Origin of the sequence: Chitinophaga sp. MM2321, from assembly GCF_964033635.1 — a bacterium.
Lineage (GTDB): Bacteria > Bacteroidota > Bacteroidia > Chitinophagales > Chitinophagaceae > Chitinophaga.
Map to the genome: position 1 here is coordinate 4,537,952 of NZ_OZ035533.1, position 25,359 is coordinate 4,563,310.

A 25,359-nucleotide genomic window follows, 5' to 3' on the forward strand; every position below is an offset into this window, starting at 1 on the left:
ACCCTGATTTTTTAAAACTCAACATTTAAACCAAACGACAGTGTTTTTGATACCGGATAAGTATCCAACCTGTCACGACCCAGCTCTGTTACTGATTCCGGATTAGGACCGGTATAACCGGTCACCATCAGCGGGTTGGTAACAGTGGTGTATACACGCAGTGCATTGATATGATATTTAGATGACCACTTACGGTCAACTGTATACCCTACCGTAACAGCATTTATTTTTATATAGCTTCCATCTTCCTCAAACAGTGTTTGTAGTCCGCGGTAGGAATTAGTATAGGCGTTATAGTTATATGGATTGGGATAACGCGACACATTTCCGGACTGCGACCAGTAATTCATACCACTCAGATCCACCAATGTTTTCTCCTCATAAGGAGAACGCATGTTATCCATCCGCTCCGCCAGTGCATTATTGATCAGGTCCCTCTTAAACAACACGGTTCCGTTGAAGCTCAGGCTGAAATTTTTATACGTGAGATAAGAGTTAAACCCGCCAGTTATCCTGGCAACGGGCGTACCAGCTACCTGCTTGTCTGCTTCATCTGTCACATAGTTGCCATCAATATCACCAAACTTCACATCCCCACCCTTGTAATAACCCAGGTCACCGGTACGGAAACGAAGCCCTGTGATAGGATCTACCGGCACATCATCGTCTGTACGGTACACCCCTTGTGTTACGTACAGGTAGTTTGACAATGCACCATAACCCACCCGGTTAATGATAGTGTTATCTGTTGATAGCATCTGTGTGGCGCCTCCTGGAAGCGACAATAACACATCCCGGTTTACAGCACAGTTAAGATTCACTGTCCAGTTTATTTTTGAAGTAGATTTAAACGGACGCAGGGTAAGACTCACTTCATAACCATAGTTATACAGGGATGCATCATTCGTGAAAGTTGAGGAGAACCCCGTAGAAGTAGCCAGCGGACGGGAATACAGCATATTATATACTGTTTTCGTATAGGCATCAACGGTAAGACCGACCCGCCCATTGAATATACTCATATCAAAACCATAGTTCAGCTGCTCTACTTTCTCCGGTTTCAGGAAAGGGTTCGGCATTTGTCCCAGATGTGGTGAAATCCTCGTCACATCATTATAATTCCCCTTTATATCATACCAGCCCAGTGAGGCATATACATCTGTAGTAGGGCGCAGGTTCACACCATAGCTGAAACGGAGGTCACCGAAGTCCAGCCATTTCTGATCTTCCAGCAATTTCTCTTTATTGAAATTCCAGCGCAAACCAATAGACGGACTTTTTGCCCAGCGTTCTTTTACACCTGCATAAGAGTTACCATCAGCGCGATAGTTCACGTTGATGATATATTTCTTCATATAATCATAACTCATATTGGCTGCCAGTGCTACAGAGTGTACTTCTGAAAATCCGCCTTTCAAAGGTGTTCCACTGATAGAGGAATAGTAAGTATTAAAACCCAGCGGACCATGGTAGAAATCATTCGGTGCATTTGCCTGGTGGATCACTTTTGTTTGTGCCTGCGTGAGCGTGGTTTCCGTAAAAACAGATCCATAGATGGCATGTTTATCTTTAAAAACATTATTGTACATGATCATACTACGGTTGTAAAGATTTTCTTTCCGGCCGGAAAAGCCATATACCGCAGGCTGATCACTATTGGCAAGTGCCGGGGTAAAAGTATCTTCCTGGTCGGCGGTATAATCAAAACTGGTGTTGGTAGAGAGTTGCACATGTGGCAATACTTCATACATGATATTCAGGTAAGTACGGATATCATAGGTACGGGTATCATTTTTACTCAGCATAGCACCTGTGAAATGCCCTACGTTATTGAAGTACGATGGACCCGGCAACAGGGAGGAAGAAACATCTTTACCCGCGCCCACATCAGTTAAACCATTACCACTACCCTTCAGCTTTTTACCCAGTCCGGCAGAGAGGTAGCCCGCTACCTGCAATTTTGAGTTGGGGTTAAAGTTGATATTCTGATTCAGGGAATATCTGTCAAAACCGGTGTTCTTAATAACCCCTTTCTCATTGTAGAAGTTCACGTTTGTTTTATAGTTCAACTTCTGATCTCCACCACTCACTGACAGGTTATGTGTCTGGTTGTAGGTTACCTGGTAATAAATATCCTGCCAGTTGGTGGAGTTATTAAAAAACGGATTCAGACTGTCCGAAAGAAATGGTGTCAATGAAATCAGGTGGATCTGATCCAGGGCACGTGTATCCATGATCATGTTCACACGGTAATCTCTTTCCCCTTTTCCACCGATTGTTTTGCGCAGTGCTGGTGGAAAATTAATGAACATATTACCTGCATACCGCACGATTGGTACGGCAGATTGTCCACGGCGTGTAGTGATTACGATTACGCCATTGGCGCCACGGGAGCCGTACAGGGCGGTGGCCTCCGCATCTTTCATGACATCGATGGTTTCAATATCTTCCGGCGGGATGAGTGACAGCGGGCTGGTACCAGGACCATTAGACTGAAAGCCGTATTCGAAGCCGGCATTCGCATCCACCGGCACCCCATCAATTACATACAGGGGTGATTGCGGTGTGAGATAGGAATCGTTACCGGAGCCATTTACCATTACCTGCGACAAACCGCGGATAGAAGCCGACCCCCGGAAACCAGGCGCACCGGTTGTTTGCTGGATATTCAATCCAGGTACACGTCCCTGTAACAACTGTTCAACGTTCGAAACAGGTACGTCCTGGATATCTTTAGCCGTAATACGTGTAACCGCTCCCGTTACCGTTTCCTTGGTACGTTTCTGATAACCTACCACTACGGATTCTTTCAGGGAAGTAGCAGAAGGTTTTAACTGCATGTTGATGATATTTCGGTTGTTGACCGATACCATCAACGACTCATAGGAGATGAAACGCAGTTCCAGTTTTGCATCCGGCGCTACTTTAATAATGAATTCGCCTTTATCATCCGACACGGCAATTGCTTTGGGCTTAGCTCCTGTTTGATGCAGCAATACAGATACTCCCGGCAGCGGCGTACGGTCTGTTGAAGCGGTGACCCTGCCCTTTACGGAAATTATTTTATCCTGCGCAAGTAATGTATCGGAGAATAGTAATAATAAGAGTAATGGTATATATAATTTCATAAATGGCATGTATTAATCGTCATTGAAAAGCGGGTTCCTGCGGAAATAGAATATGATGGTCCAGTCACCCGGCTCATAAATAGCGAAGTTCAAACCGAAGTAAGCATCCACCCTTTCACCACCAAAACCTTTACGGCTATATCCAAATGTGCAGGTAGCTTTACCGTTGGCTGCAAACTCCGTTTTAAGATTGGTCAGCGGCAATGGATAAGCAACATCGTAAGTCACAGAACTATCTGTTTGCCGGCGGTTGAAGCCATGCAACAGCTTATCCCATTTTGTATTATTAAATACTGCCGGATTGATAGCCTCCAGGTTTTCATCCAGGAATTTAAAAGTGAGTGAATGCCCGGTTGGATTGGCTTTGTTGATATATACCGATACCAGTGTGTCTGTAAAGAGACTATCCTTATCGCTCGCGTAATACAGCTCTGTGAGCGTGCTGGGATGAATGGTATAGGGTACCTGGTATTGTCCGCCTCCTTGTATGGGTCGGCTCTCCATTTTACGCTCCCTTGTATACACATCATACTCATACGGTTCGTAAGGCACTTCTTTCAACGGGCGCAGGTTGAAATTTTGAATGGTGCGTTCATTGCCTTTGTTTTCCACCTTTATATCAAACACGTAACCTGAATCGGGATAAGTGGCGATCAAGGAGGAAGGGGCGCTGCGGAAAATAAAGTCGCCGGAGCCTTTGCGTATTTCCAGGAAAGGCGCTTCTACCCACACACGTTTGACTTCAATTTCTTCCAATGATTTTTCCAACCCGGTATAATCACGTAACCATTCCTGCACCTTTACGGGTTGAAAGAGTTCCGGTGCATCCTTTCCGCCTGATACGCGTCTCGCATTCTCAATGGTGAACAGTAACGGATAGCTGGACCCATCTGCGCTGAATTGCGTCAGCTCCAGCTGCGTACGGCCCAGCACAGGTTCATACACCGATTTCTTGTTAAAGTTGGCATCCTGGCTGAGATAATCTTTTTTCTCAGGGAGCTTTCTGCATGCAGTGATGGCGAGAGAAAGTACCACGGTGCATTTTAAATAACCTTGCCATTTCATCTGAAAAACATTTGTCGTTTATATGATTTATTGCTCCCTGATAGCGATATACCTGATCACTTCCGTAACGGTACAATCCTTATCATTACTGTCTTTGTAACTGTAGTTGAGTGTGTATGTCTGTCCGATAGGATCAAATAAACACAAGCCATTATTTTTAATCGTTGCATTGGCTGATCCGGGCGCGGAGGAAACGGTTATCTTATTATCTGCATGAATAGTAAGCAGCATGCGGTAGTCGTCTGCCAGTTTATTGGCCGCTTCTGTTTCCACAGTATTGGCATCGATGGCTTTTAATTTTTTTGGATAAAAGTTCCAGAGGTTTACGACACCATTGCCTAACGTAACGGCACCGTCAGCAAACGTTTTTTCTTCAGAATAGAGGTTCTGATAAGCGGCTGCTTTGGTAACGAAAGTATTGAAGCCTACCACATGCTTTGATTCCAGGATATAGACCATCCCGTTAGTAGCATGAATGTCTGACGTTGTAGCAAACGTAGACAACCAGTATTTGATGAAGCGGGAGCCATTCATACTGGAAAGGCGCACTACCTCCGAGCCCAGTCCGGCAGCGCCGGCAGCAGGACGTTGTACGAGGCGGATATCCATGGCACGCAGTCCCATACTGGTGAGTGTGCGTCCATCCTGTCCGGCAAAGCTCTCCATTTCCCAATTACCTTTGAAGAGATAATTAGCGAGTACACAACGCCAGGTGGAGGAATCAATATCATTGAGTGTAACAGGCGGAGAGCTCAATGTTTTCAGGTATACATTATATGCTTCCAGTGCAGCGTTCAGACTCTGATCGGTAGGGGCAAACACGGTCACCGTATCCTTTTTGAGTACCGTTGCCAGACCGCCTTTCTCCAGCATCAACAATACATTTTTGAAATTACCCGGCTGCGATTGCAGGTATTCGTATACGGTACCCGCATACGTATCTTCCGGCACCGCAGCGCGGTAGGTATTATCTTTTTTACAGGATGCCACCACCACACAGCAGAGCAGCAACAAAACAGTGCTGATTTTTCCTTGCATAATTTATAATTATTGTTGCCAGAATTTATTTTGAATGATTTGTTTGCTGCCATCCAGCACATCTTTTGCAACCGGCCACCACTGGGCGCCTGCGGCGATGTCTGCTGATGTGAACCGGGAATAATCTGTGAGTTTATCAAATCTTACCAGGTCGTACCAACGCCATCCTTCTCCCAGCAATTCCCTTCTTCTTTCCTGCAGGATAGCCTGCGCGAGATTGCCATCAGTAGCTTTAAAAGCCGGCAAGCCCCGCTGCGCGCGCACACTATTCAACAGCTGAATGGCATCCGGGTTTTTACTGAGAAACAGCATGGCTTCTGCTCTGAGCAGTACCAGCTCTTCGTAGCGGAAGATGATAATAGCAGATTGAAAACTGCGTAATGGATCTGCCCCTGTAATACTCAGCTGTTTTATTTTTGTGAACATGGGTAACGGATTTCCGAATCCGGTAAAATAGTTACCGCTGGCCGCGCCGCCATCCCCCACTTTAAAGCGTAGATCACCCGGCTCATTAAAAATGCGCAGGATCGAATCATTGGATACATAAATATCAGGTGATACCCGGGAGATAAAAGGTTCTGCGAGTGCCCAGTCTTCTATATGACCACCGGCAGATGACTCCTGGTAGGTTTTGTTGAAGGGCAATGCAAAAATAACATTGGGCGCCTGACCGGCGAAGGTGCCGTCAACACCTGTCAACGTAGCCACGTCTGCAAATGTATAACCACCTGCTGCTTTGTTATCAATCGCCAGGCGTGTATACTTCTCCGTTACAAGATAGTCGCCGCTCCAGGCTGCAATATGCGCCAGTAAAGCATAGGCAGCGCCCTTGCTGGCGATAACGCCTTTCCACAACGCGCCACCCTGTCCCCAGTATGGTGACTGCTGTTCGGGGTATTGCTGGTTATACTGCCAGGGAAGCCCCGCCGCCGCCGCTGTAGCATCCTGCCCGGCCATCGCCAGTATCTTTGCCTGGCTTTCCCGTTGTACCGGTGTAAAGCTGCCATCTGTGGTAGTGGTCACCATGGGAACATCTCCCCAGATACGGACGAGATAAAAATAGGTGAGTGCACGCAGGAACCGTATGTTGGCGATATCCAGCTTCATCTCTTCCACGGTATAGCGGAAATCGTTTTCGTGTACCAGCGACAATTTTTCCAGGCACAGGTTTGCCTGTGCTATCGCGGCATAAAAACGACGCCAGTTTTTCCAATTTTCCAAAGTAGTATAAGTGGCATTAAGCTGGTTGCCTGTTACCGCATCCAGGTCACTACGGGAGGCGCTGGAAAAATCGCCGCCACGTAATTCACCATAAGCGAGATAGGCATTGTTATCAGCAAGTGCGGCACGAAACATACCATAGGTAGCAAATACAGCAGAGCGGGCATCATTCTTTGTACGCCACATCTGTGCATCTGGTACCAGGTGCGTTGGGTCCAGCTCCAGCGTATGCTTGCAGGAAACCATCAGGATGGTGGCTGCCAGCAATATTTTTATATGTAAACGGATATTCGTCATGTAGCGGTGCGTTTAAAAATCTGCGTTGATACCAATCGTGAAAGTGCGGGGTAACGGTTGCGCATAACCGTTGCTGTACCCAAAATAATCTGATAGTGAAGGGTCGCCACCGGAATAAGGTGACAACGTGAATACATTGAGTGCAGACATATATACCTGCAGTTTCCTGATACCAGTTTGTTTTAGGAATGCGTAAGCAGCCAGGTCATGCCGCAGCGTAATTGCCTGCAATTTCAGCCAGGAAGCCTTTTCGTAGAACAAGGTCTGCTCCGCCTGATAAGGCTTTACCAGGCTCCATGGATTGTAGCGGGGATATTTATCCAGGCCGGACTGCACCTGCCAGAAAGTAATTTCCTTTATACCATCCAGCCCTGCTGCTCCTTCTCTGTTGGCAAAATCAAAGCGGTTAGCCATTTCACCGTTGAGCAGGGAGTTACCCAATGCATAGGAGAAGGAAAGATCGAGTGTCCATTTTTTATATTGCAGCGTATTATTCCATCCGCCGCGGAAAGGCGGGTTAATATGTCCCTGCAACACACGGTCCTTATCATTAATAACGCCATCTCCGTTTACATCTTTCCAGCGCGGATCACCGGCGTGTAAAGCAATGCCATCATTCGTAAGCTGTTTGCCGTTTGTTACCGGGATCTCATTGTCGCTGTTGTAAATACCTTCATTCTGCAACAGCCAGAACTGGTCAGTTGCTTTGCCAACTTCCAGGCGCCGCTGTCCGTAGGTCATGGATTGCAAACCATCCGGCAGGCGTAACAGTTTCTGCTGGTTGTATTGCATCACTATACTGCTGGACCAATTCAGCTGGGAGGATAAATGAAAATTCCCTTGCAGGCTCAGTTCTACGCCCCGGTTACTGACATCCATTCCATTCACCGTTTTTCCGGAGAAGCCGTAAGCTGCGTCCACCGGAGATTGCAGCAGGATGTCTTTGCTCGTGCGGGAATAAATATTCAGTGCAGCCGTAAAATGGTGGAAGGCTTGTAAAGAAATACCCAGTTCCAGGTGTTCATCATAAGGCCATTTAATACCACCGCCCGTATAGCCTCTGCTGTAAGGCATTCCAAGCGTAGGCATGGAAGCATAGGTGGCTACTTTGCTACTTCCGCTCCAGCCAATATCTACGGTATAATAAGGTCCGTAACTATAATAATCATCTACAGGCATGCGCGCGGTACGTCCACCACTGATATTCAGGTGCAGCGCATTGATAGCCGCCGCATCTTTCAGCCATGCTTCTTTCTTCAGATCCCAGTTCAGCGATGCAACCGGTGAAACAGCCCACCAGTAACCATTTCCAAACAACGATGATCCATCGCTGCGAAGGGAAAGTGTAGCGGTGTACTTATCTTTCATAGCATAGGAAAGATTACCGTAGAAAGATAAAGTGCGTTGCCGCATATAATCTTTATAGGTATACACCAGCGTTTTATCATGCGAAATCCACAGCGAGCTATCTGTATCCACCTGGATCACCTTTATAAAATCTGATGGTCCGCGGAAAGCGCGGATATAATCATATTTCAGCTGATCATCTTCCAGTGTTTGTCCTACCTGTATCCGCAATGCGCGTTTACTGTATTCCACATAATTATTCCAGCGGATACGCCTGTTGACACCCGTGAAATAAGAGTTGTAGCTGTTGCCATCATTCAGGGAAGCAGGTACAAAAAGGTCGCGGTTATTATCGTTGTAATCGATAGAGAACTGTGTATGGAGTGACAGTGTTTTCAACAGATCATATCTCACATCAATAGCTGCCTGTATGGAATTTCCCATATTCCTGTCTATGCCCGTTTCCAGCAGCTCATTATATTTTGCGAGATAATTTTTATTGGGAGATAACGGGTATTGCTGATTGGTATAATATTCTTCTTCCGCCAGGCGCTCGCGGATACTGTGGTTCCTGCTTCTGCGTGCGGTAAGCGCCTGTACATAAGTATTGATAAACAATTTTTCTATGGGTATAATGGTCATGTCATAGAACACATTATACTTTTTAAGGTTTGTATTATCTGCTACACCATTTTCCGTACGCTCCCCTACACCAAAGCGGAAGTTAGCGCGATTACTGCCACCGGCAATACTCAGCCCCATGCCATGTTGAAAAGCATTGCGATAATAGGCATCATCCCAGTTGGCAGCGCCAAAATATACCGGCTGTGTGGAATCTGCGAGATAGGCAGGGAAGTTCATCCATTGTGCAGGCTTCGCATACTGCTGATAAAAAGGCATCAGGAAGTCGCGCTGAAAACTGCCGTTCATTGTTTTGATGGCAGGCTTCACCGCTACACCGCCATACATATTAAAACCGATATGATAGGCGCCCGGTTCGGGATCTTTTGTAGTAATGACAATGGCGCCACTGGCTGCACGCGGGCCATACAATGCAACGGCTTCAGCGCCTTTCAGTACCGATACATTTTGCACGTTGTCCATATCCAGCAATGCATTTACATCGATACCACTGCCTATAGTAGTGAAGTCAGCATCCTTTATTGCCAGCGCATAGGGATGATTGTTACTCACCAGCGGCATACCATTTACAACATACAAGGGCTGGTTGCTGTAGAGATCTTTGTAACCGCCCAAAGGAACAGAGAACCCGCGAATAACCGGTACCGGCGCTACGCCGGGCTCACCGGAGGTTCGCAATAACGATACACCGGCCATCCTGCCTTCCAGTAGCTCCCCTGTATAGAGATAGGGTAATTCCTTTACAGTGTTGTAAGACAGTGAATCTTTTCTGTCTGAGAAAAAAGTGGAGTTCTTCCAAATGGTACGCCTATACGAAGTATCCTTCGGCGCATCCTGGCAAAAGCCTTGCTGCGCCCAAAAGATGCCTGCCAACAGCGATAAAGTACCAAGCCGGGTAATGAGTAAAGGTGAAATCATCAGGTTGAATAATATTTAGCCAATGCAAAAAATCATCTTCCTGTAAACGCAATACAATATCATGCAAGCCTGCACTGCAAGCCTGTCCCGATCTTATTATGAAAGGTTGTGGACACTACATACCCATCATCGTTCACATGGTTGATAAAAATGTCGCGCCGTTTTTACAGGGGCGTTGTATAAGGGACACAGAAATTTCAGAATACCCCCAAAGGAATAAATATTTTTTTTCAGGAAGGCGAAAAGGGGTGCTTTATTCTGATCTTAAACTCTTTACGGGATTGGCAAAAGCGGCTTTTACAGATTGATAGCTTACGGTCAGGAAGGCAATGAGGATGGCAATAACGCCTGCAAATATAAATATCCACCAGCTGATACTGATACGATAGGCGAAGCCCTCCAGCCATTTGTTCATTACTAACCAGGCAATAGGAAAAGCAATGACGAGGGCCAGTAAAACCAGCTTTACAAAATCTTTCGACAGCAGTGCAACAATACCCGCTTCACTGGCGCCGAGTACTTTTCGTACGCCTATCTCCTTAATACGCTTTTGTGTGGTAAAAGTGGCCAGGCCAAAAAGACCCAGGCAGGAAACCAGGATAGACAGCACAGAAAAGACATTAAAAAGCCTGCCCATCTGCTGTTCGGCTTTATATAATTTAGTCAGGTCATCATTTATAAATCCATAGGAAAAAGGATAGTCAGGATACACCTGCTGCGAAACCTTCTTCAACTCGCTGATAGTATGTTCCAGGTTTCCACCGGTGGTCCTGATTACCATATAACCAGCATTACCATTCATATTCCCGGAAACAGCATTCTTTAATATAAGGGGTTCTATCGATTTCTGTACAGGCTTAAAATTAAAATCTTTTATAACGCCTATTATTTGTCCTGTTTGCCCGTTATGTTCAACTGCCTGCCCTACTGCCGTTGCCGGATTCATCTTCATGATCTTCAAAGCAGTTTCATTCACCACAAAATTATTTTCATCTCCTTTAAATTCTTTCGAAAAAAATCTGCCGGCAAGCATATGCATACCAAAGGTTTTGACAAAATTTTCATCTACCCATATCTGCGGAAAAATTATTTGTTGTTGCGGATCCTTGCCCGACCAGTTTACATTGGTGGTGCCGGTGGTCAGATAAGTAGGCAGATGGCTGACAGTGGTATAGTCAGCAACATCCGGATACTGGCTCAGGGACGCCTTTATAGCCTGGTTGTTATGTTGCAGGTCACCCACCTGCGGCAGCTGCATATAAAGCAGGTTATCTTTATTGAAACCAATATCCCGGTGGCGGATAAATTGCAACTGCTGATAAACCACCAATGTGCTTACCATCAGGATCACCGAAATAGCAAACTGCATCACCACCAGTCCATTCCTGAAGAATGTTTTTCCTCCATGCAGATTTTTTACGCCTTTCAATACTTTCACAGCACTGAACGATGACAGGTACAATGCCGGGTAACTACCGGCAATGAGGCCCACCAATACAGCAGTACCGATGAGGATGGCCATTAACTTTACGTTGAACAGATCGAATACAATCGTCTTGGCAGCCAGATCATTGAACAGCGGTAACAACATAAATGCCACAACGATACCAATCACCATCGAAATAAAAGAGAGGAACAACGATTCATTGATAAACTGCATGATCAACTGGGAACGCATAGCTCCCGCGGCTTTACGCATGCCCACTTCCTTGGCCCGCTGCGATGAAAGTGCGGTAGACAAATTCATAAAATTAATACAGGCTATCAGCAAAATAAAAATGGCCACCAGTGAAAACACCCGTACATACTGCCCGTTGCCCTGCCCTTCTACATCCAGCATCAGTTGGCCATCCAGGTGAATAGCCGTAAGCGGTTGCAGGAAGTACACACTTTTCGTTTTGGTGACATCAAATTTATCGTGGACTACATTTATCTGTTGCTCCAGTGACTTTAATGCGGCAGGCGTAGCATCAAAATGATCATCGAGCTGGAAATAGGTAAACACATCAAAATTTCCCCACGCCTGCGTTTGATTGATTATTTTATCATAGAGCGATATAGGCAGCAAGAGATCGAACTGCAGGTGCGAATTATGCGGAATATCCTTTAGGACACCGGTTACCACCAGGTCTTTCCCCTTAATATCATTATCAATATGCAACACCTTCCCCATCGCATTTTGTGTGTTGCCAAAATATTTCGCGGCTGTTTTTGCGGTGAGTACCACGCCATCTGCGCGTGAAAGCACAGTAGCTTTATTGCCTTCCAGCAGCGGGTAGCTGAACATCTGAAGGAAATTGGTATCGGCGTAAAAAATATTCTTTTCGTCATATTTAGTATTGCCTATCGTTACAATACTATGCAGGGTGGATAAACGGGTGGCATTCTTAATAACAGGGATCTCTGCTTTCATCGTTACCGCCATAGGTATTGGTACTACCGCAGCATTAATGTCAGATAAACGGGTAGTGAGCCGGTAGATATTATTGGCATGTACATTAAACTTATCATAGCTTAACTCGTCCTGTACCCATAAAAAAATCAAGATACTACTGGCCATCCCGATAGCCAACCCGAAAATATTCAGGCCGGTAAATAATTTATGACGAACAAGATTGCGAAAAGCTATTTTAAAGTAATTTTTAAACATACTGATGAATGGTTAATAGTACAACACCTGTTCCTACCCGCGCCAAAAAAATGCCATCCTATCAAACATCTGAAAGTCAATCAATTACTTTTTTAAAAAAATCATAAATTGTCCGGTTTTGATAAGGAGGGTGTTCGTTTTAAGCCATTATTTCAGCAACCACATCACCCCGTTCAGGTCATCGGCGCCACCATATTGCCTGTTAATCGCTTCTTTCAGGTGTACGCCATTGTCGAGATACTCCGATGCCGGGTACACCCAGCGCACCGGCAGCAAGCCCTGGTTTAAATTAGAGGGGCCTATTTCAAATACAGGCACACCCGTTCTGCGTTGGTTGTAGAAAGGTTCCCACCCGGAGTTCTGGAAAAAGGCCAGGTACTTCTGTTGCAGGATCTGTTCCAGGCCGGCACCATTATTCCCCTTGTAACGTATATCCGTTTGCGTGAGGTATGCATTAATGGTATCTGCCGGAATATTATATCCCTGCATGGAGGCGGTGATACCTGCCGTGTAATAGGACGCTGCACTACCGGTAATCCAGCCGCGGTTGATCGCTTCTGCAATGGTAAAATTCATTTCTGCATACCCCAGCAGAATGGTAGAAGGACCTGTTTTAGAAGAGAAAAAGTATTTGTAATCCGGCAGGGAGAAATAACCCTCGCTGGCGGAATCATTCAGCTCCGCCTGGGTAGTGCCGGTATGCGCACCCCTGTAAACATTGAAATCATGCACTTGCAACCCACTGGAATCCGCGATAGTTGCCGGCAACGCTACTACAAATAAACGCGGATCACGCAGGGCAGTCAGCAAGTTGATATAAACGGCGCCCAAAGGATTACGTTTGGCATCCACTTCGGCGTTAGCGGAATAAGCAGGATTATAATTACTCACATCATCTGCGCCATACGTAACCTGGAGGTTGTCCACATTACCGGCAGGTAAAGGAAGCTGCATTATTTCCGCAAAGGTTTCTTTTATCCGCAGCTCCTGATCACCTGTTTTATTACTTAAACTGATCAGTGCGCGCAGGCGGAATGCATTAACGAGCTGCTGCCATTGCTTCAGATTACCATTATAAAATACATCGCCGTTAACGGTATAGTTGCCGCTGCGGTTCAATGCAGCCAGCGTATCATGCGCCCGTTTTAACAACAGGAAAGATTGCCTGTACACATCCCTTTGCAGGTCATACGCAGGCCGGTCTATCCCTTTATCAGCCATCATAGCCTGACTCATAGGCACATCCCCCATTTGCGCCGACATGTTAATATAAAAGTATGCCTTTATAAAATTGGCCAGTGCAAAATAAGGACGCATCTCATCCCCTCCTACACGCGTTGCCTCTTTTTCCAGCTGCGTTACATCACGCAGGTTGTAATAGTAAAAAGTACCGGATCCAAACCGGTAGCTTTGATCACCGTAATAAGTGTAGGTAAGACAATGATACTGACTGCTACGCTGTGCATAACTCCAGGGAGCGGAAAACATCGCCTGCTCAATACCCGTAAGCACTGCCCCCGGCGGCGCCACGGTGGCCTTGTTGGGATTTACCTGCAAATCTGCCGGCTTCATACAACCTGCACAATATAACAACACGATCCCCGCTAAGATGCTCCTGCTACGGTTCATGACTCAGAATTTAATATTCAGGTTAATACCTATGCTTCTCATAGACGGCTCTTCCAGTTCACTCTCCGAATTATATGCCCAATGATCCAGGTCAATCTCTTTCAACTGCGCAAAGTACATCACGTTGCGGGTGACCAGCGATACGCTGGCGGCATGCACTTCTTTCACCCTGCGTAATAGCTTTTCAGGGAAACGATAAGTCAGCGTGATACCTCTTAACTTAAAATAGGTTTTGCTCCGGTATTTCCGTTCATCTGCTGTTTCATAGCTGTTGGCCCAGTTCTCTTCCAGTACAGGCATGGTATTGGGGGCAAAGGTCCGGGTATCCGAAATGATCTTTCCCTGCTGATCATACTTCACTTCTCCGCTGGTTACTATATCGCCAACGCCTACACGCGTTCCTTTATATCCCGGATCATCGCGGTGCAGCCAGTCCTGATAGCGGTATTCATTATCCGAAGCTGGGTTGGTACCCGATTGCCACATCTTGTAATTAAGGTAGTTGAAGATCTTTCCGCCAAAGCTGCCATCAAATTCCAGGGTAAGCGATATATCCTTATAGGCAATAGTTTGGGTGGTGCCCAGCATCCAGTCGGGATCAGCATAGCCCCAGAACTTATACACCTGGTCATTTACGATTGGTGTTCCATTACTGTGATATAGCATCGCACCGGTGGTGGGGTTGCGTTCAAAAGGATTGATATAGATCTGGTCAAACCGCTCACCTATCTTCACCCGTTGATAGCTATCCATGGTGTCATATACTTCTTTGAGATAAGTGATATTACTGCTCCAGTTCATCACCATATCCCAGGTAAATGTTTTTGTTTTTACCAAAGCCCCTGCCAGGTTCAATTCCAGCCCGCGTCTTTCTGTTACCAGCCCGTTTACTTTCCGGTAGCCAAAACCCGATGCATTGGAAATGGAAAGACTGAAGATCTGCGGACCATCGACAGATCTGTAAGCCTGTGCACTTAATCCCAGCCGCTGATTAAAAAAACGTATATCCATGCCCGTTTCAAACGCTGTATGGAATTCCGGCCGGATATCTTTATTATACAGCACATTATCTATGGCATAGTTAACAGACCTGTTACCCAGCCAGGTATTCCCCTTGTCGTAAGTGGGCACCAGCGAATAATCTCTGTTAAGCGCGGTGGAACTGATGCCTTCTCCCACTTTCGCCACGGAGGCAGATAGTTTCAGAAAAGAAATCGGCTTTGGTAAACTTACCATATCCGAGATCACGGCGCTCATGCTGGCCTGCGGATAGAAATAAGTATTGTGATCTATCGGCATGCTGGAATTCCGGTCTGCCCTACCGGTAATATCCAGGAACAACACATTTTTATAACTGAAATCAGCATAGCCGAATACACTGGCCACCTGCTTCACAGCGCGGTAGCTGGTAGCATTATCAATCTGTTTGGCAGAGTTCTGCAAGGTATATACACCGGGTATTAACAGGCCCCCGGAAGTATGCGCATCACTACTCTGAAAACGAATCGTTTGTATATTACCGCCCATACTCAGTTTCATGGCAAAGCCAGCAGGCAACTGCCGGTGAAAGTTCAGCAGCACAGAATTATTCTGCTGGCTATACCTGTTGGAACTTTCTGCATAAGCGCCGTTTTTATAAAAATCCACCCCGTAATAAAGACCTGACACCGGGTAGTTCGTATTTTGATTCGTAAAATAAATATTGAAGGCAGATTTTACCTGTACGTCCAGGTATTTATTCAAATTATACGACAACGATGCATACCCCGTCAATACATCTTTATAAAAAGCTTTCTTATACTCGTTGGCATTAAACCAGGGATTGTTATAACGGGTATATTCCACCCAGCGTTGTTGTAGCCCTTCCATACCGGGATACCAGTAATTTTTCAGCTCAGGGTCATTGATATCAAAATTGCTTCCACTCCAGATCAATAAGCCATAGATAGGACTTTCAGGCCCATACGCGATACTGGGATAGTTGGGAGCGTATTGTTTATTGTAGGTAAACTGTGCATCCACCCTTGCTTTCTTACCCAGTTTATACCCACCGGACATTTGCATGGTGGTAATCCCCAGCCTGGTATTAGGTAAAGTGCCGCGTTGATTCAGCTGTGTAACAGACAACCGGAAATCGCCCTGCTCATTCCTACCGGAAACGGCTATATTATTTGTAGCCAGCATTCCTGTTTGTAAAAAGTCGCCGAGGTTGTCTTTGTTTTTGACTTCCCAGGGCAGCGGTACCAGGTTGCCGTTTGCATCCCGCGGGCTATTCCACTGGGTGATGAGTTGTCCTTCCAGCCGTGGGCCCCAGATGTTATAGTCGTAATCAAATATGCCACCGCCTTTTCCGTCTACAAAGGCATATTTAAAATAATCTCCCGGTCCGTAGTTATACTGGGCATGCGGGATAGCGATAGCGCCTTTCTGTAATTCTGTTGTTGAATTGATTTCCACTTCGAAGCCGCGCTTATTATTACTACCCCGTTTGCTGATGATCTGCACAGCGCCCATAGCACCTGCCTGTCCGTACAAAGCAGCGGCGGCAGCGCCTTTCAGCACTACAATGGATTCCACATCATCAATATTCAGATCCCAGGAATCGGAATTGACAGGTACGCCGTCCACCACGATCAGGGGTACTTTTCCACGCAGATATAATTGGGGATTATTGTAGAGATAGCGGGAGTTCTGCACCGCCAGGCCGGCAACTTTACCATATAAGGCGCTGTATGCATTCGGTTCTCTGGCTTTAACCATCTCTGTTCCGGATACCTTTACTTCCTGAACAGCATATCCGATGGAACGGGCTTCTTTTTGTATGCCCAATGCCGTTACCATCACTTCCTGCAACTCTTTGTATTGCTCTTCCAGCACGATATGCAGCTGCTGCTTTCCTTCTATTAATATGGTTTTATGGTTATAACCCACATGGCTGATCCCCAGCGCACCATTGGCAGTGACCAGCAGATTGAACATGCCTTTTTCATCTGTTATCACCCCTGTTTCTGCGCCCTGTTCATGTACCGTAGCACCTACTACAGGTTGTTCCTCTTCATTCACTACTGTTCCCGAAACAGACTGCATAACGGACCTGGAGCCTACTGCTGCTATTACGATTAACTTATTATCGAGGATCCTGTAAGCGAGAGAATCGCCCAGGAGCATATCAAGTGCATGGGGAAGAGATACTTTACGAGCCCGCAGTGTTACCGGGCCTGTAGGCAACAAGCGGGGATTATACAGGAATTTGCAACCGCTTTTTTCTTCCATAGCTGTCAGGATCTTCTCCATACTGGTGTTGGTATAGGAAAAGGTAAATTTTTGCTGCGCCCGTGCATACGTGTTCCCTAACACAGCTATCAGCATGCATAACACTACTCGAAACATCATAATGGTCTACAGTTGGTTAGTTCTGTGTCTGCCTCTTTATATAAATATCAGATCCTGATTGAGAGAAGGAAAAGGGAGTGGCAATCTGTAATGCCTTTAATGCCTCCGCAATATTTTCCTTTTCAAATACGCCATTAAATAACTCATTGCCTAAAGTGGAGTCCTGTAAATGAATATCTACATTATACCATCGTTCCATCTCCCTGGCCAGTAGCCGGAAGGGTTTATTCTTAAAGATCAGTTGGTTGTTTATCCAGGCTGTTTCATCGCAAAAATTATCGCCTTTTTTCAGGTTTATCGGGACTATCTGTAAACTATCAGGAGAGCCTTTGCTCCATGCCAGCAGCTTTTGTCCGGGAGTGACCTCCACTTTTCGTTCCCCGCCATGCATGGTTACGGCTACTTTGCCGTTCAGTACCGCCGTCTCTGAATGATCATCTTCCGGATATGCTTTTACATTAAAAACGGTTCCCAGCACAAGGATATCGATATGTCCGGTATGTACAATAAAGGGATGGCTTTCGTGTTGCACCACATCAAAATAGGCTTCCCCTTCCAGGAATACTTCCCGGTTGCCATGGGCAAAGCCATCGCCATAGGTAAGCTGACTGCTGCTATTCATCCATACGGTGGTGCCATCCGGCAGTTGTATGCTGGATCTGGCGCCTTTGCGCATAACGATCTTATTCTTCTCCTGACTGATATGTGTATCTACCAGTGGCCGGGTACGGAACAAAAAGGCCGCACTCACCACTACCAGGATCAGCACCGCTGCGGCCATTGCCCGTATGGGGATACGGCGCACCTTTTTTTCGCTGATAACCACCGGTGTCTCTTCTTCCGGTGCGTTCATAGCCGCTTCCAGGTTTGCCCAGCCACTTTCCGCCCACTGCCGGGTATCGGTAGTAGTACTGGGTTGTGTTGAATCCACTACCTCCATCACAAACGCGGTATCAGGATGCTCCTTCATCCACTGCTGCAATTCTTCCAGCTCGGTTTCTGTAGCTTCACCCGACATGCGTCTTGCCAATAATAAGCTGATTCTGTCTTCCTTCATTAAATTAAAAATACTATAATTACCACTAGGACACTCTTTTGTTCAGATACCCCCAAATGGCGCTATAATTTTGAGTATTCATTCACCAGCTGCTCATCACCGGTAACCAGGTAAATCTCTGCACTGATCTTCCGGATAGCGATTGTCATCTGGTTTTCAACCGTTTTAACCGACAGGTGCAGGATTTCTGCTACCTCCCGGTATTTAAGCCCATCTTCCTTGATCATCTTAAAAATGACCCTGCATTTAGGCGGAAGACTATTGACAGCAGTCTCTATCCTTTTCCGTAGCTCCGCTGTGATAAGCAGTTGCTCCGGATCGGTGGTAAATTCCAGCGAAACCTCAGAGATAGTATCAATATCCACATGCTGCCACTCCTTATTTCTGCTGAAATAACTGGAGATGCCGTTCTTTACACCTACATACAGATAAACGCGGGGGTTTGCTATTTCATGAAGCCGTTGACGCGAACGCCAAAGATTCATAAATACGTCGTTCACCACCTCTTCTGCAATAAATTTGCTTTTAATGTATACAAAGGCGAAGTTGAGCAGTTGCGGAGCCTGGGATAAATAAAACTCACGGAATGCAGCCTGATCACTATCGTATTGAATACGGCGCAACAAATCCTCCATAGCAATTTATAGATTCTGGTATGCACAATATAAGAAAGGCGATAACAACTTTTTATATTTTTTTTAACAGCATACTTTCTCCCCAACAAAGCGGGTGTTTAAGGTATCCAGCCGGAGATAGGGCATGGGGGTTTTGAACAATTTCAACCTTGCGCTGTTCCTTAAAATATGAAAACACAACACTTCCCTGCAAGTGAGAGAGGACTCAAAGACATCGGCTGGCTGAAAAGTAATTTCTCCTTCAGCTTCAGCGATTATTACAACCCGATGCGCAGCGCCTTCGGTACACTGATCGCCTTTAATGACGATTATGTTCAGGCTGGCAAAGGATTTGGTATCCATCCTCATGTAAATATGGAAATTATATCAGTACTGCTGGCTGGTAAAATGAACCACAAGGATACTTTAGGCTACAGTACAAAAATTGAAGCCGGTGCCGTACAGATCATGAGTGCCGGCGAAGGATTAAGACATGAAGAATATAATATCGGTGAGGGAGATGTCAACTTCCTCCAGATCTGGATTGCACCCAAACTGCAAAATATCAGTCCCCGTTATCAACAGCGCAGCTTCCCCCGTGAGAAAAGAAAAAACAAGCTCGTAACCATCGTATCCAGCGAAGAAGGCCCCGAACATTGCTGGATCAATCAGAACAGCAAATTATCCCTGGGATATTACGAACAACCGGGTTCTATTCAATACAACCTGCACCCGGTCAACAAATGCCTGTTTATCTTCCTCATCGCCGGTTCCTTAAAAACACATAACCAGGTATTACAGGAGCGGGATGCCATCGGTATCTGGGAGGCCAGTGAAATAAGTTTGCAGTATGGCGAAAACACGGAATTCCTCGTAATTGAAACCCCGGTGAACCAAAAATAAAATGCTTAAATTTAGTATCATCAAAATACAGGACCATCCATAGTATCCAACACCATACAGATTTTGAAGTGCTTTTCAACCATACCCCAATGGGAATACTGCTGGCAGAAAGCGCAGGCAGTAGTATCCTGATGGCCAACTCCTTCCTGCTCAACCAGTTTGGCTATACCAGCGAAGAGGTAACCGGAAAATGCGTAACATGGCTGATTCCCTTACTCCGGCATATCACAGATACTGCGGCCATGGAATACTATGGCATCCGGAAAAATGGTACCAGGTTTCCCGTATCCGTTAGCCTCAAATCCGATGAAGGATCTGTGATCATATTTGTGACAGACATCTCCGATCAACATATCGCAAAAGAAACATTACGGGCCCTCGAAACAGCCATTGAAAAAAAAGAAGTCCCTGTAACGCTGTCGCTCCCCGAAGCTGCTGCTGAACTAACGCAGAACATAAAGGATCTCCGGATCAAAAATGATGTTCTCCGCCAGCTAAACAAAACACTGAACAATATATGGTTGAATATAAATACCCCCCTCACCTTCATCAGACCTGACGGGCTCCTGATGGGAATTAATCCCGCAGGGGAAAAAATTCTGGGTTATGACAAAGCAGATTTACTGGAAAAACAGTCTGTCCTTATCTTTCATGATCCGGAAGAGATAGCCCTTCGGGCAGATGAATTTTCCCAACAATTACAGGAAGTCGTTGAACCCGGCATAAACACGCTTACCATCAAGGCGCAAAAGAGCCTGCTGAACGAGTCTGAATGGGTGTATATCCGGAAAGACGGCAGCCGCCTGCCGGTATCTATCTCTGTTTCCCCCATCTACCGGGAAGGCAACATTGATAGCTATATAATTATTGCTATAGACATTACTGACCGGAAAAAGGCCGAAGAGGAAATACTAAAAACCCTGGAAAATGAACGGGAACTCAATATGTTGAAGTCGCGGTTTATTGCGCTCACCTCCCACGAATTCCGCACGCCACTCAGTACCATCCTGTCTTCTAATTATCTGCTTTCAAAATATCAAACAACAGCAGATCAGCCTAAACGGGATAAACATATCCTGCGCATCGCCCGCACCGTAACGATGCTGAGAGAAACCCTGAACGTTTTCCTGTCTGTGGAAAAAATAGAGGAAAAGAAAATACATGTACGCAACAGCACCGAAGAAACGCACAAATTCGTTGCTGTAATCGTCCGGGAACTGGAGGGACTGAGAAGAGGATCACAACAGCTGCGGTATTCACACGACGGTTTACCGGATGCTTACCTGGATCACAACCTCCTCAAACATATTTTAATGAACCTCATTTCAAATGCTATTAAATTTTCTCCGGAAACAGGTATTATCCGTATTCACACCATATCACATCCGGAGAAATTTATCCTCTCTGTAAAAGATGAAGGTATTGGTATTGCGGAAGAAGACCGGCAACATCTTTTTGAAAGATTTTTCCGGGGCAGCAATGCAGAGGCTATCCAGGGCACCGGCCTGGGACTCCACATTGTAGCCAAATATGCCGAACTGATGAAAGGCGATGTTATTTGCAACAGCGAAAAGGATAAAGGCACAGAATTTATCGTCACTATTCCATCCCCTCAAAATTAAAGCCCTTGGAAAAGATACTGTTAATAGAAGATAATGAAGACATTCTCGATAACCTGTCCGAAATCCTCGAACTGGCCGATTACGAAGTGCTGACAGCGGTGAATGGTATTGAAGGCGTGACAATGGCGCTGGAACACCACCCCGACCTCATCATATGCGATATTATGATGCCTGCACTGGATGGCTTTGGCGTATTGCATATGTTGCATAAAAACCAGACCCTCCGTCCTATTCCATTCATCTTCCTCACGGCTAAAGCAGAACGCACGGATATACGAAAAGGAATGGAAATGGGCGCCGATGATTACATCACAAAACCTTTTGAAGGAACAGAACTACTAAAGGCCATTGAAAGCCGCCTGAAAAGATGTGCTGAAATAAAACAAACCATGACCGGTGGGCTGAACGGATTGCATGCACTACTGGCGGTTACTACCGGCAAGGATTTGCTGTCATCCCTGAAAGAAGACCGCAACACCAATCACTACAAAAAGAAACAACAGGTATACACAGCCGGCAACCGCCCCGAATGCCTGTATTATATCCTGCAGGGAAAAGTAAAAACCTATCACCGGAATGATGAAGGGAAAGAACTGATTACGGGGTTGTATAATGAAGGCGATTTTCTCGGCTACACAGCCCTCCTGGAAAGCAGCTCCTACAAAGAAAGTGCGGAGGCGATGGAAGAAACTTCGCTCGCAGCGATCCCGCACGAAGACTTTCAGCAACTGGTCAACAACAACCCTGAAGTGTTGCATAAATTTGTACAATTGCTCGCAAAAAATATTACGGAAAAAGAACAGCAGCTGATAGGACTTGCTTATAATTCACTGCGCAAAAAAGTAGCGGCAGCGTTGCTTACGCTTGACAAAAAATACAATAGCAGCGGGAATAAAAATTTCTCTATAGATATCAGCCGCGAAAACCTGGCGGCAATAGCTGGTGTGGCAAAAGAATCGCTGATCCGCACCCTGGGCGACTTCCGTGACGAAGAACTGATAGGGCTGAAAGAAGGACAGATTATATTGAAGGGACGGGAAAAACTGGATATGCATTAATACCGGAATACAGATTACCAGGCCATAATAAACCGGGCAAACGCATCTTTCATCTGGTTAAAGTCCAGCACCATTTTCTGTACATCACTATCCAGCACCGTATATTGATGTGGTGATTCGGGTAGCGGTTGCGGCAGAATATCCAGGAAGTCCAGTTGCTCCAGCACTTCATGCCGTAACAGTACCAGGGCTTCTTCCTTCTCCAGCATCCTCGTTTGAAATTCTTCTGCTTGCACCAGGAATGCAGGATCATCCACATCACGCAGAGCTTCCGCCAACCTGTTCAACAGCAGTCCGTTTTCCTTCCTTAACCCTTCCAGTGTTTTGATCCATGACCTGCACAGCTGTTGATCATCCAGGTACGTTCTCTTCCTGTTTTCCGGATTCTCCATCATAATACATACTAGTTATAATAAATCTGTCGCCCATTCAATAGCTGCTGTCCTTTCCAGTGTTGCAAAAGCCCCACCAGGTGCTCCTGTGTCAATGTCAGTTCCTTGATAGCAGCTATCAGTTTGTCCATGATTCCATCCACACAAATATCAGTATAAATACTATCATCTAACATACATATTTGTATATATTTGACAGTTTTATTACTCTCCTTAATTAACCCTTTCAAGAGCTTCTGCACATTATGGTGATGGTCTGCATTGAAATAAACGGTTACCCGTTCATCCATATTGCGATTGAGTGCCATCCTTACTTCCACTTCCAGGTTGGCCAGTACTACCGACTGAAAAGTATTCAGCTCACCATAGAAGTGTATGATCCGTTCGTTAAACTCCGGTAATATAATCAGGCCATGGTGTTTGTCCTCCCGGCTCACCACATACAGGCTTTCCAGCTGCTTCATCACTTTTTCCACCTGGGGGTGCGCCATCTTCTGTATAGTGCGGGCCACTTCACCGGCATAATAACTACTGAAGTCAAATATATCCCGCTGTACATCCAGCAAAATTTTTATACCTGATTTATTGTTGTACTGCTTATAGATGGCATTACCATACCGCCGCAATTGTTTAAATGGATAAAAGAGAAACCCTTCGCAAAATTTCCGTTGTAGAGAGGAAGAAAAAATACCGGCAAACATATCAAAAACATATTATTAATAAGTATAAATCATTTCCGTCACTACAAAAGTAGCACTGCTCTTTTTCCTGAACAATGACGATGATCAGGATGGGAGATGATACTCGTCAACGGGATGATTGATATCTGTAATTATGGCAACATTACCGGCGGATGATAATCCCGGCAACGGAATACCAGGAACTTGCGTACTACGCGACCATGCTGTTTTACCACAATTGGTGGCAAAGGTTCCACAGTATCGAAGAAAGGCCGGACTTGTTTTACAAAGGCTTCTTCATCGATATCGTCATTTACATCTGTCAGAGAATTGATAAAGATCGCATTCCTGCCTTTGAGCGCCTGTACATCCGTGCCTATATAATCAAACTGCAAAGCATTCTCCCCGATGATATTCCGCGAATACACCATCTCTCCCAGGTAAAAATTCAGCATGGCGCTCGTCTTATAATCATCGGCGGCAAAAATAAAATCATCCGGATATTCGGCACGTAATGCTTTGACGCCTGTTCCCAATCCACTCCAGCCGATCATCGTATCGTCAGAGTGAATAGGCACCGGATAAAAAATAATCTCCACTGCCAGCGCCAGGTGAATCACCAGAGAAACAATCCATTGCCAGCGGATGTATTTCATCCCTAACCAGGTACTTACCCAGATGATCCCGGTTATATAAGCCGGCATCATCCAGTTGAGCTTTACCCAATACACAGGTGACAACAGCAGAAAGCCCAGGAATACCGGTAAAAAAAAGCTCAACAGAAATAATTTATCCGCCGGGATCTGCATGATCCGCCAGCCATATTTACGCGCTGCTTTATAGAGATAATAAAACAATGCCACTAACAATACCGGCATCAGGATAGCCGCCTGGTGCCCTAAAACACCGAAGAAGTCCAACGGATGCAGCTCCGCACCACTCACCCTGCCGGATGACTGAAAACGGAAAGACGCAAACTGGTTATCCGCATTCCAGATCACGACCGGCGAAATTGTCAGGAAGAAAAACACGACGCTCAACCCGAACCACGGCGACAACAAATATTTCCGGTGTGTACCGGACAACAATAAAAACAGTACCGTACCAACCGGTAAAAAGATACCCGTGTACTTGCTGTCGAATGCCAGCCCCATGGCTATACCTGTCCATATCCACGCGGCTTTACTACCTTCAAATACCGCCTTGTACAAAGCAATCAGCGATAAGCTCCAGAACAACAGCAACGGCACATCCGGTGTGGATACCAAGGACAATAACGTCACCATCAGCGTGGAATACAGCAATAGCAAAGCATTCCAGGCGCGGCGCCTGGAAAGGAAATACCCGGACAGCCGGTAAAAAGCAAAAACAGTACACAGCGTTACCAGTGTATCCGCCATTTTAATGACGAAGGCATGCCTGCCGAATAGATCCGTAAATGCACGCAGGATCCACGCTATAGCCGGTGGATGATCAAAATAAGAAAGTGCAAAGTGTTGCCCGTAAAAATAATAATAGGCATCCTGTGGCATCAACCCCATTATGCCTATAAATGAAAATCTCAATACGGCGATGATGCAAATGGCCGCAAGCAGCTGCTTATTTGCGGTGATATATCCAATAAAGCTAACCCCCCGGGCAGTTTTCCCCATGATTAAGTGCGACAGTTATAATGCAATATACGCACCTTAGCAATACCCATGCC

The 25,359-nt window shown here is 45.8% G+C and carries 16 protein-coding genes; 3 read left to right on the forward strand and 13 right to left on the reverse strand.

The window, feature by feature from the left end; translation table 11 throughout:
* Positions 1-11: 11 nt before the first annotated feature.
* From ABQ275_RS17425 to ABQ275_RS17470, 10 genes are all read right to left on the reverse strand, one after another.
* Complete coding sequence (locus ABQ275_RS17425; RefSeq protein WP_349314432.1) at positions 12-3,128, reverse strand: SusC/RagA family TonB-linked outer membrane protein; 3,117 nt, start codon at positions 3,126-3,128, stop codon at positions 12-14.
* 12 nt (positions 3,129-3,140) lie between these two features.
* A complete protein-coding gene (locus ABQ275_RS17430) occupies positions 3,141-4,193 on the reverse strand; it encodes a DUF5007 domain-containing protein (protein ID WP_349314433.1) in 1,053 nt (350 codons plus the stop codon).
* Positions 4,194-4,220: 27 nt separating this feature from the next.
* On the reverse strand, positions 4,221-5,231 hold the full coding sequence (locus ABQ275_RS17435) for a fasciclin domain-containing protein (protein ID WP_349314434.1): 1,011 nt from the start codon (positions 5,229-5,231) through the stop codon (positions 4,221-4,223).
* 9 nt (positions 5,232-5,240) lie between these two features.
* Positions 5,241-6,749 carry a RagB/SusD family nutrient uptake outer membrane protein gene (locus ABQ275_RS17440; RefSeq protein WP_349314435.1) on the reverse strand — a complete coding sequence of 503 codons (1,509 nt, stop codon included), beginning with the start codon at positions 6,747-6,749 and terminating at the stop codon, positions 5,241-5,243.
* A gap of 12 nt (positions 6,750-6,761) precedes the next feature.
* Positions 6,762-9,656, reverse strand: coding sequence for a SusC/RagA family TonB-linked outer membrane protein (locus ABQ275_RS17445; protein ID WP_349314436.1), 2,895 nt, complete (start codon positions 9,654-9,656; stop codon positions 6,762-6,764).
* 253 nt (positions 9,657-9,909) lie between these two features.
* The gene (locus tag ABQ275_RS17450) at positions 9,910-12,306 is read right to left on the reverse strand and encodes an ABC transporter permease (RefSeq protein WP_349314437.1); all 2,397 of its coding nucleotides are present in this window, start codon (positions 12,304-12,306) and stop codon (positions 9,910-9,912) included.
* A 147-nt stretch (positions 12,307-12,453) separates the two neighbouring features.
* Entirely contained in the window at positions 12,454-13,935 is a 1,482-nt protein-coding gene (locus ABQ275_RS17455; RefSeq protein WP_349314438.1) for a SusD/RagB family nutrient-binding outer membrane lipoprotein, read from the reverse strand.
* A 3-nt stretch (positions 13,936-13,938) separates the two neighbouring features.
* Positions 13,939-17,328, reverse strand: coding sequence for a SusC/RagA family TonB-linked outer membrane protein (locus ABQ275_RS17460; RefSeq protein ID WP_349314439.1), 3,390 nt, complete (start codon positions 17,326-17,328; stop codon positions 13,939-13,941).
* Positions 17,329-17,344: 16 nt separating this feature from the next.
* A complete protein-coding gene (locus ABQ275_RS17465) occupies positions 17,345-18,385 on the reverse strand; it encodes a FecR domain-containing protein (protein WP_349314440.1) in 1,041 nt (346 codons plus the stop codon).
* Between the two features lie 62 nt (positions 18,386-18,447).
* Positions 18,448-19,020: an RNA polymerase sigma-70 factor gene (locus ABQ275_RS17470; protein ID WP_349314441.1), complete on the reverse strand. Its 573-nt coding sequence runs from the start codon at positions 19,018-19,020 to the stop codon at positions 18,448-18,450.
* A 168-nt stretch (positions 19,021-19,188) separates the two neighbouring features.
* Between ABQ275_RS17470 and ABQ275_RS17475 the strand changes: the two genes are divergently transcribed.
* The 3 genes from ABQ275_RS17475 (at position 19,189) to ABQ275_RS17485 (ending at position 22,582) form a co-directional block, all read left to right on the forward strand.
* A complete protein-coding gene (locus tag ABQ275_RS17475; protein WP_349314442.1) occupies positions 19,189-19,902 on the forward strand; it encodes a pirin family protein in 714 nt (237 codons plus the stop codon).
* Positions 19,903-19,991: 89 nt separating this feature from the next.
* On the forward strand, positions 19,992-21,524 hold the full coding sequence (locus tag ABQ275_RS17480) for an ATP-binding protein (protein ID WP_349314443.1): 1,533 nt from the start codon (positions 19,992-19,994) through the stop codon (positions 21,522-21,524).
* A gap of 5 nt (positions 21,525-21,529) precedes the next feature.
* Positions 21,530-22,582: a response regulator gene (locus tag ABQ275_RS17485; RefSeq protein ID WP_349314444.1), complete on the forward strand. Its 1,053-nt coding sequence runs from the start codon at positions 21,530-21,532 to the stop codon at positions 22,580-22,582.
* A 14-nt stretch (positions 22,583-22,596) separates the two neighbouring features.
* Here ABQ275_RS17485 and ABQ275_RS17490 read toward each other — a convergent pair whose 3' ends face one another.
* From ABQ275_RS17490 to ABQ275_RS17500, 3 genes are all read right to left on the reverse strand, one after another.
* Positions 22,597-22,977: a hypothetical protein gene (locus tag ABQ275_RS17490; protein WP_349314445.1), complete on the reverse strand. Its 381-nt coding sequence runs from the start codon at positions 22,975-22,977 to the stop codon at positions 22,597-22,599.
* Between the two features lie 8 nt (positions 22,978-22,985).
* The gene (locus ABQ275_RS17495; RefSeq protein ID WP_349314446.1) at positions 22,986-23,675 is read right to left on the reverse strand and encodes a hypothetical protein; all 690 of its coding nucleotides are present in this window, start codon (positions 23,673-23,675) and stop codon (positions 22,986-22,988) included.
* 131 nt (positions 23,676-23,806) lie between these two features.
* Positions 23,807-25,306, reverse strand: a complete 1,500-nt coding sequence (locus tag ABQ275_RS17500; RefSeq protein WP_349314447.1) for a glycosyltransferase family 39 protein — start codon at positions 25,304-25,306, stop codon at positions 23,807-23,809.
* Between the last annotated feature and the right edge of the window lie 53 nt (positions 25,307-25,359).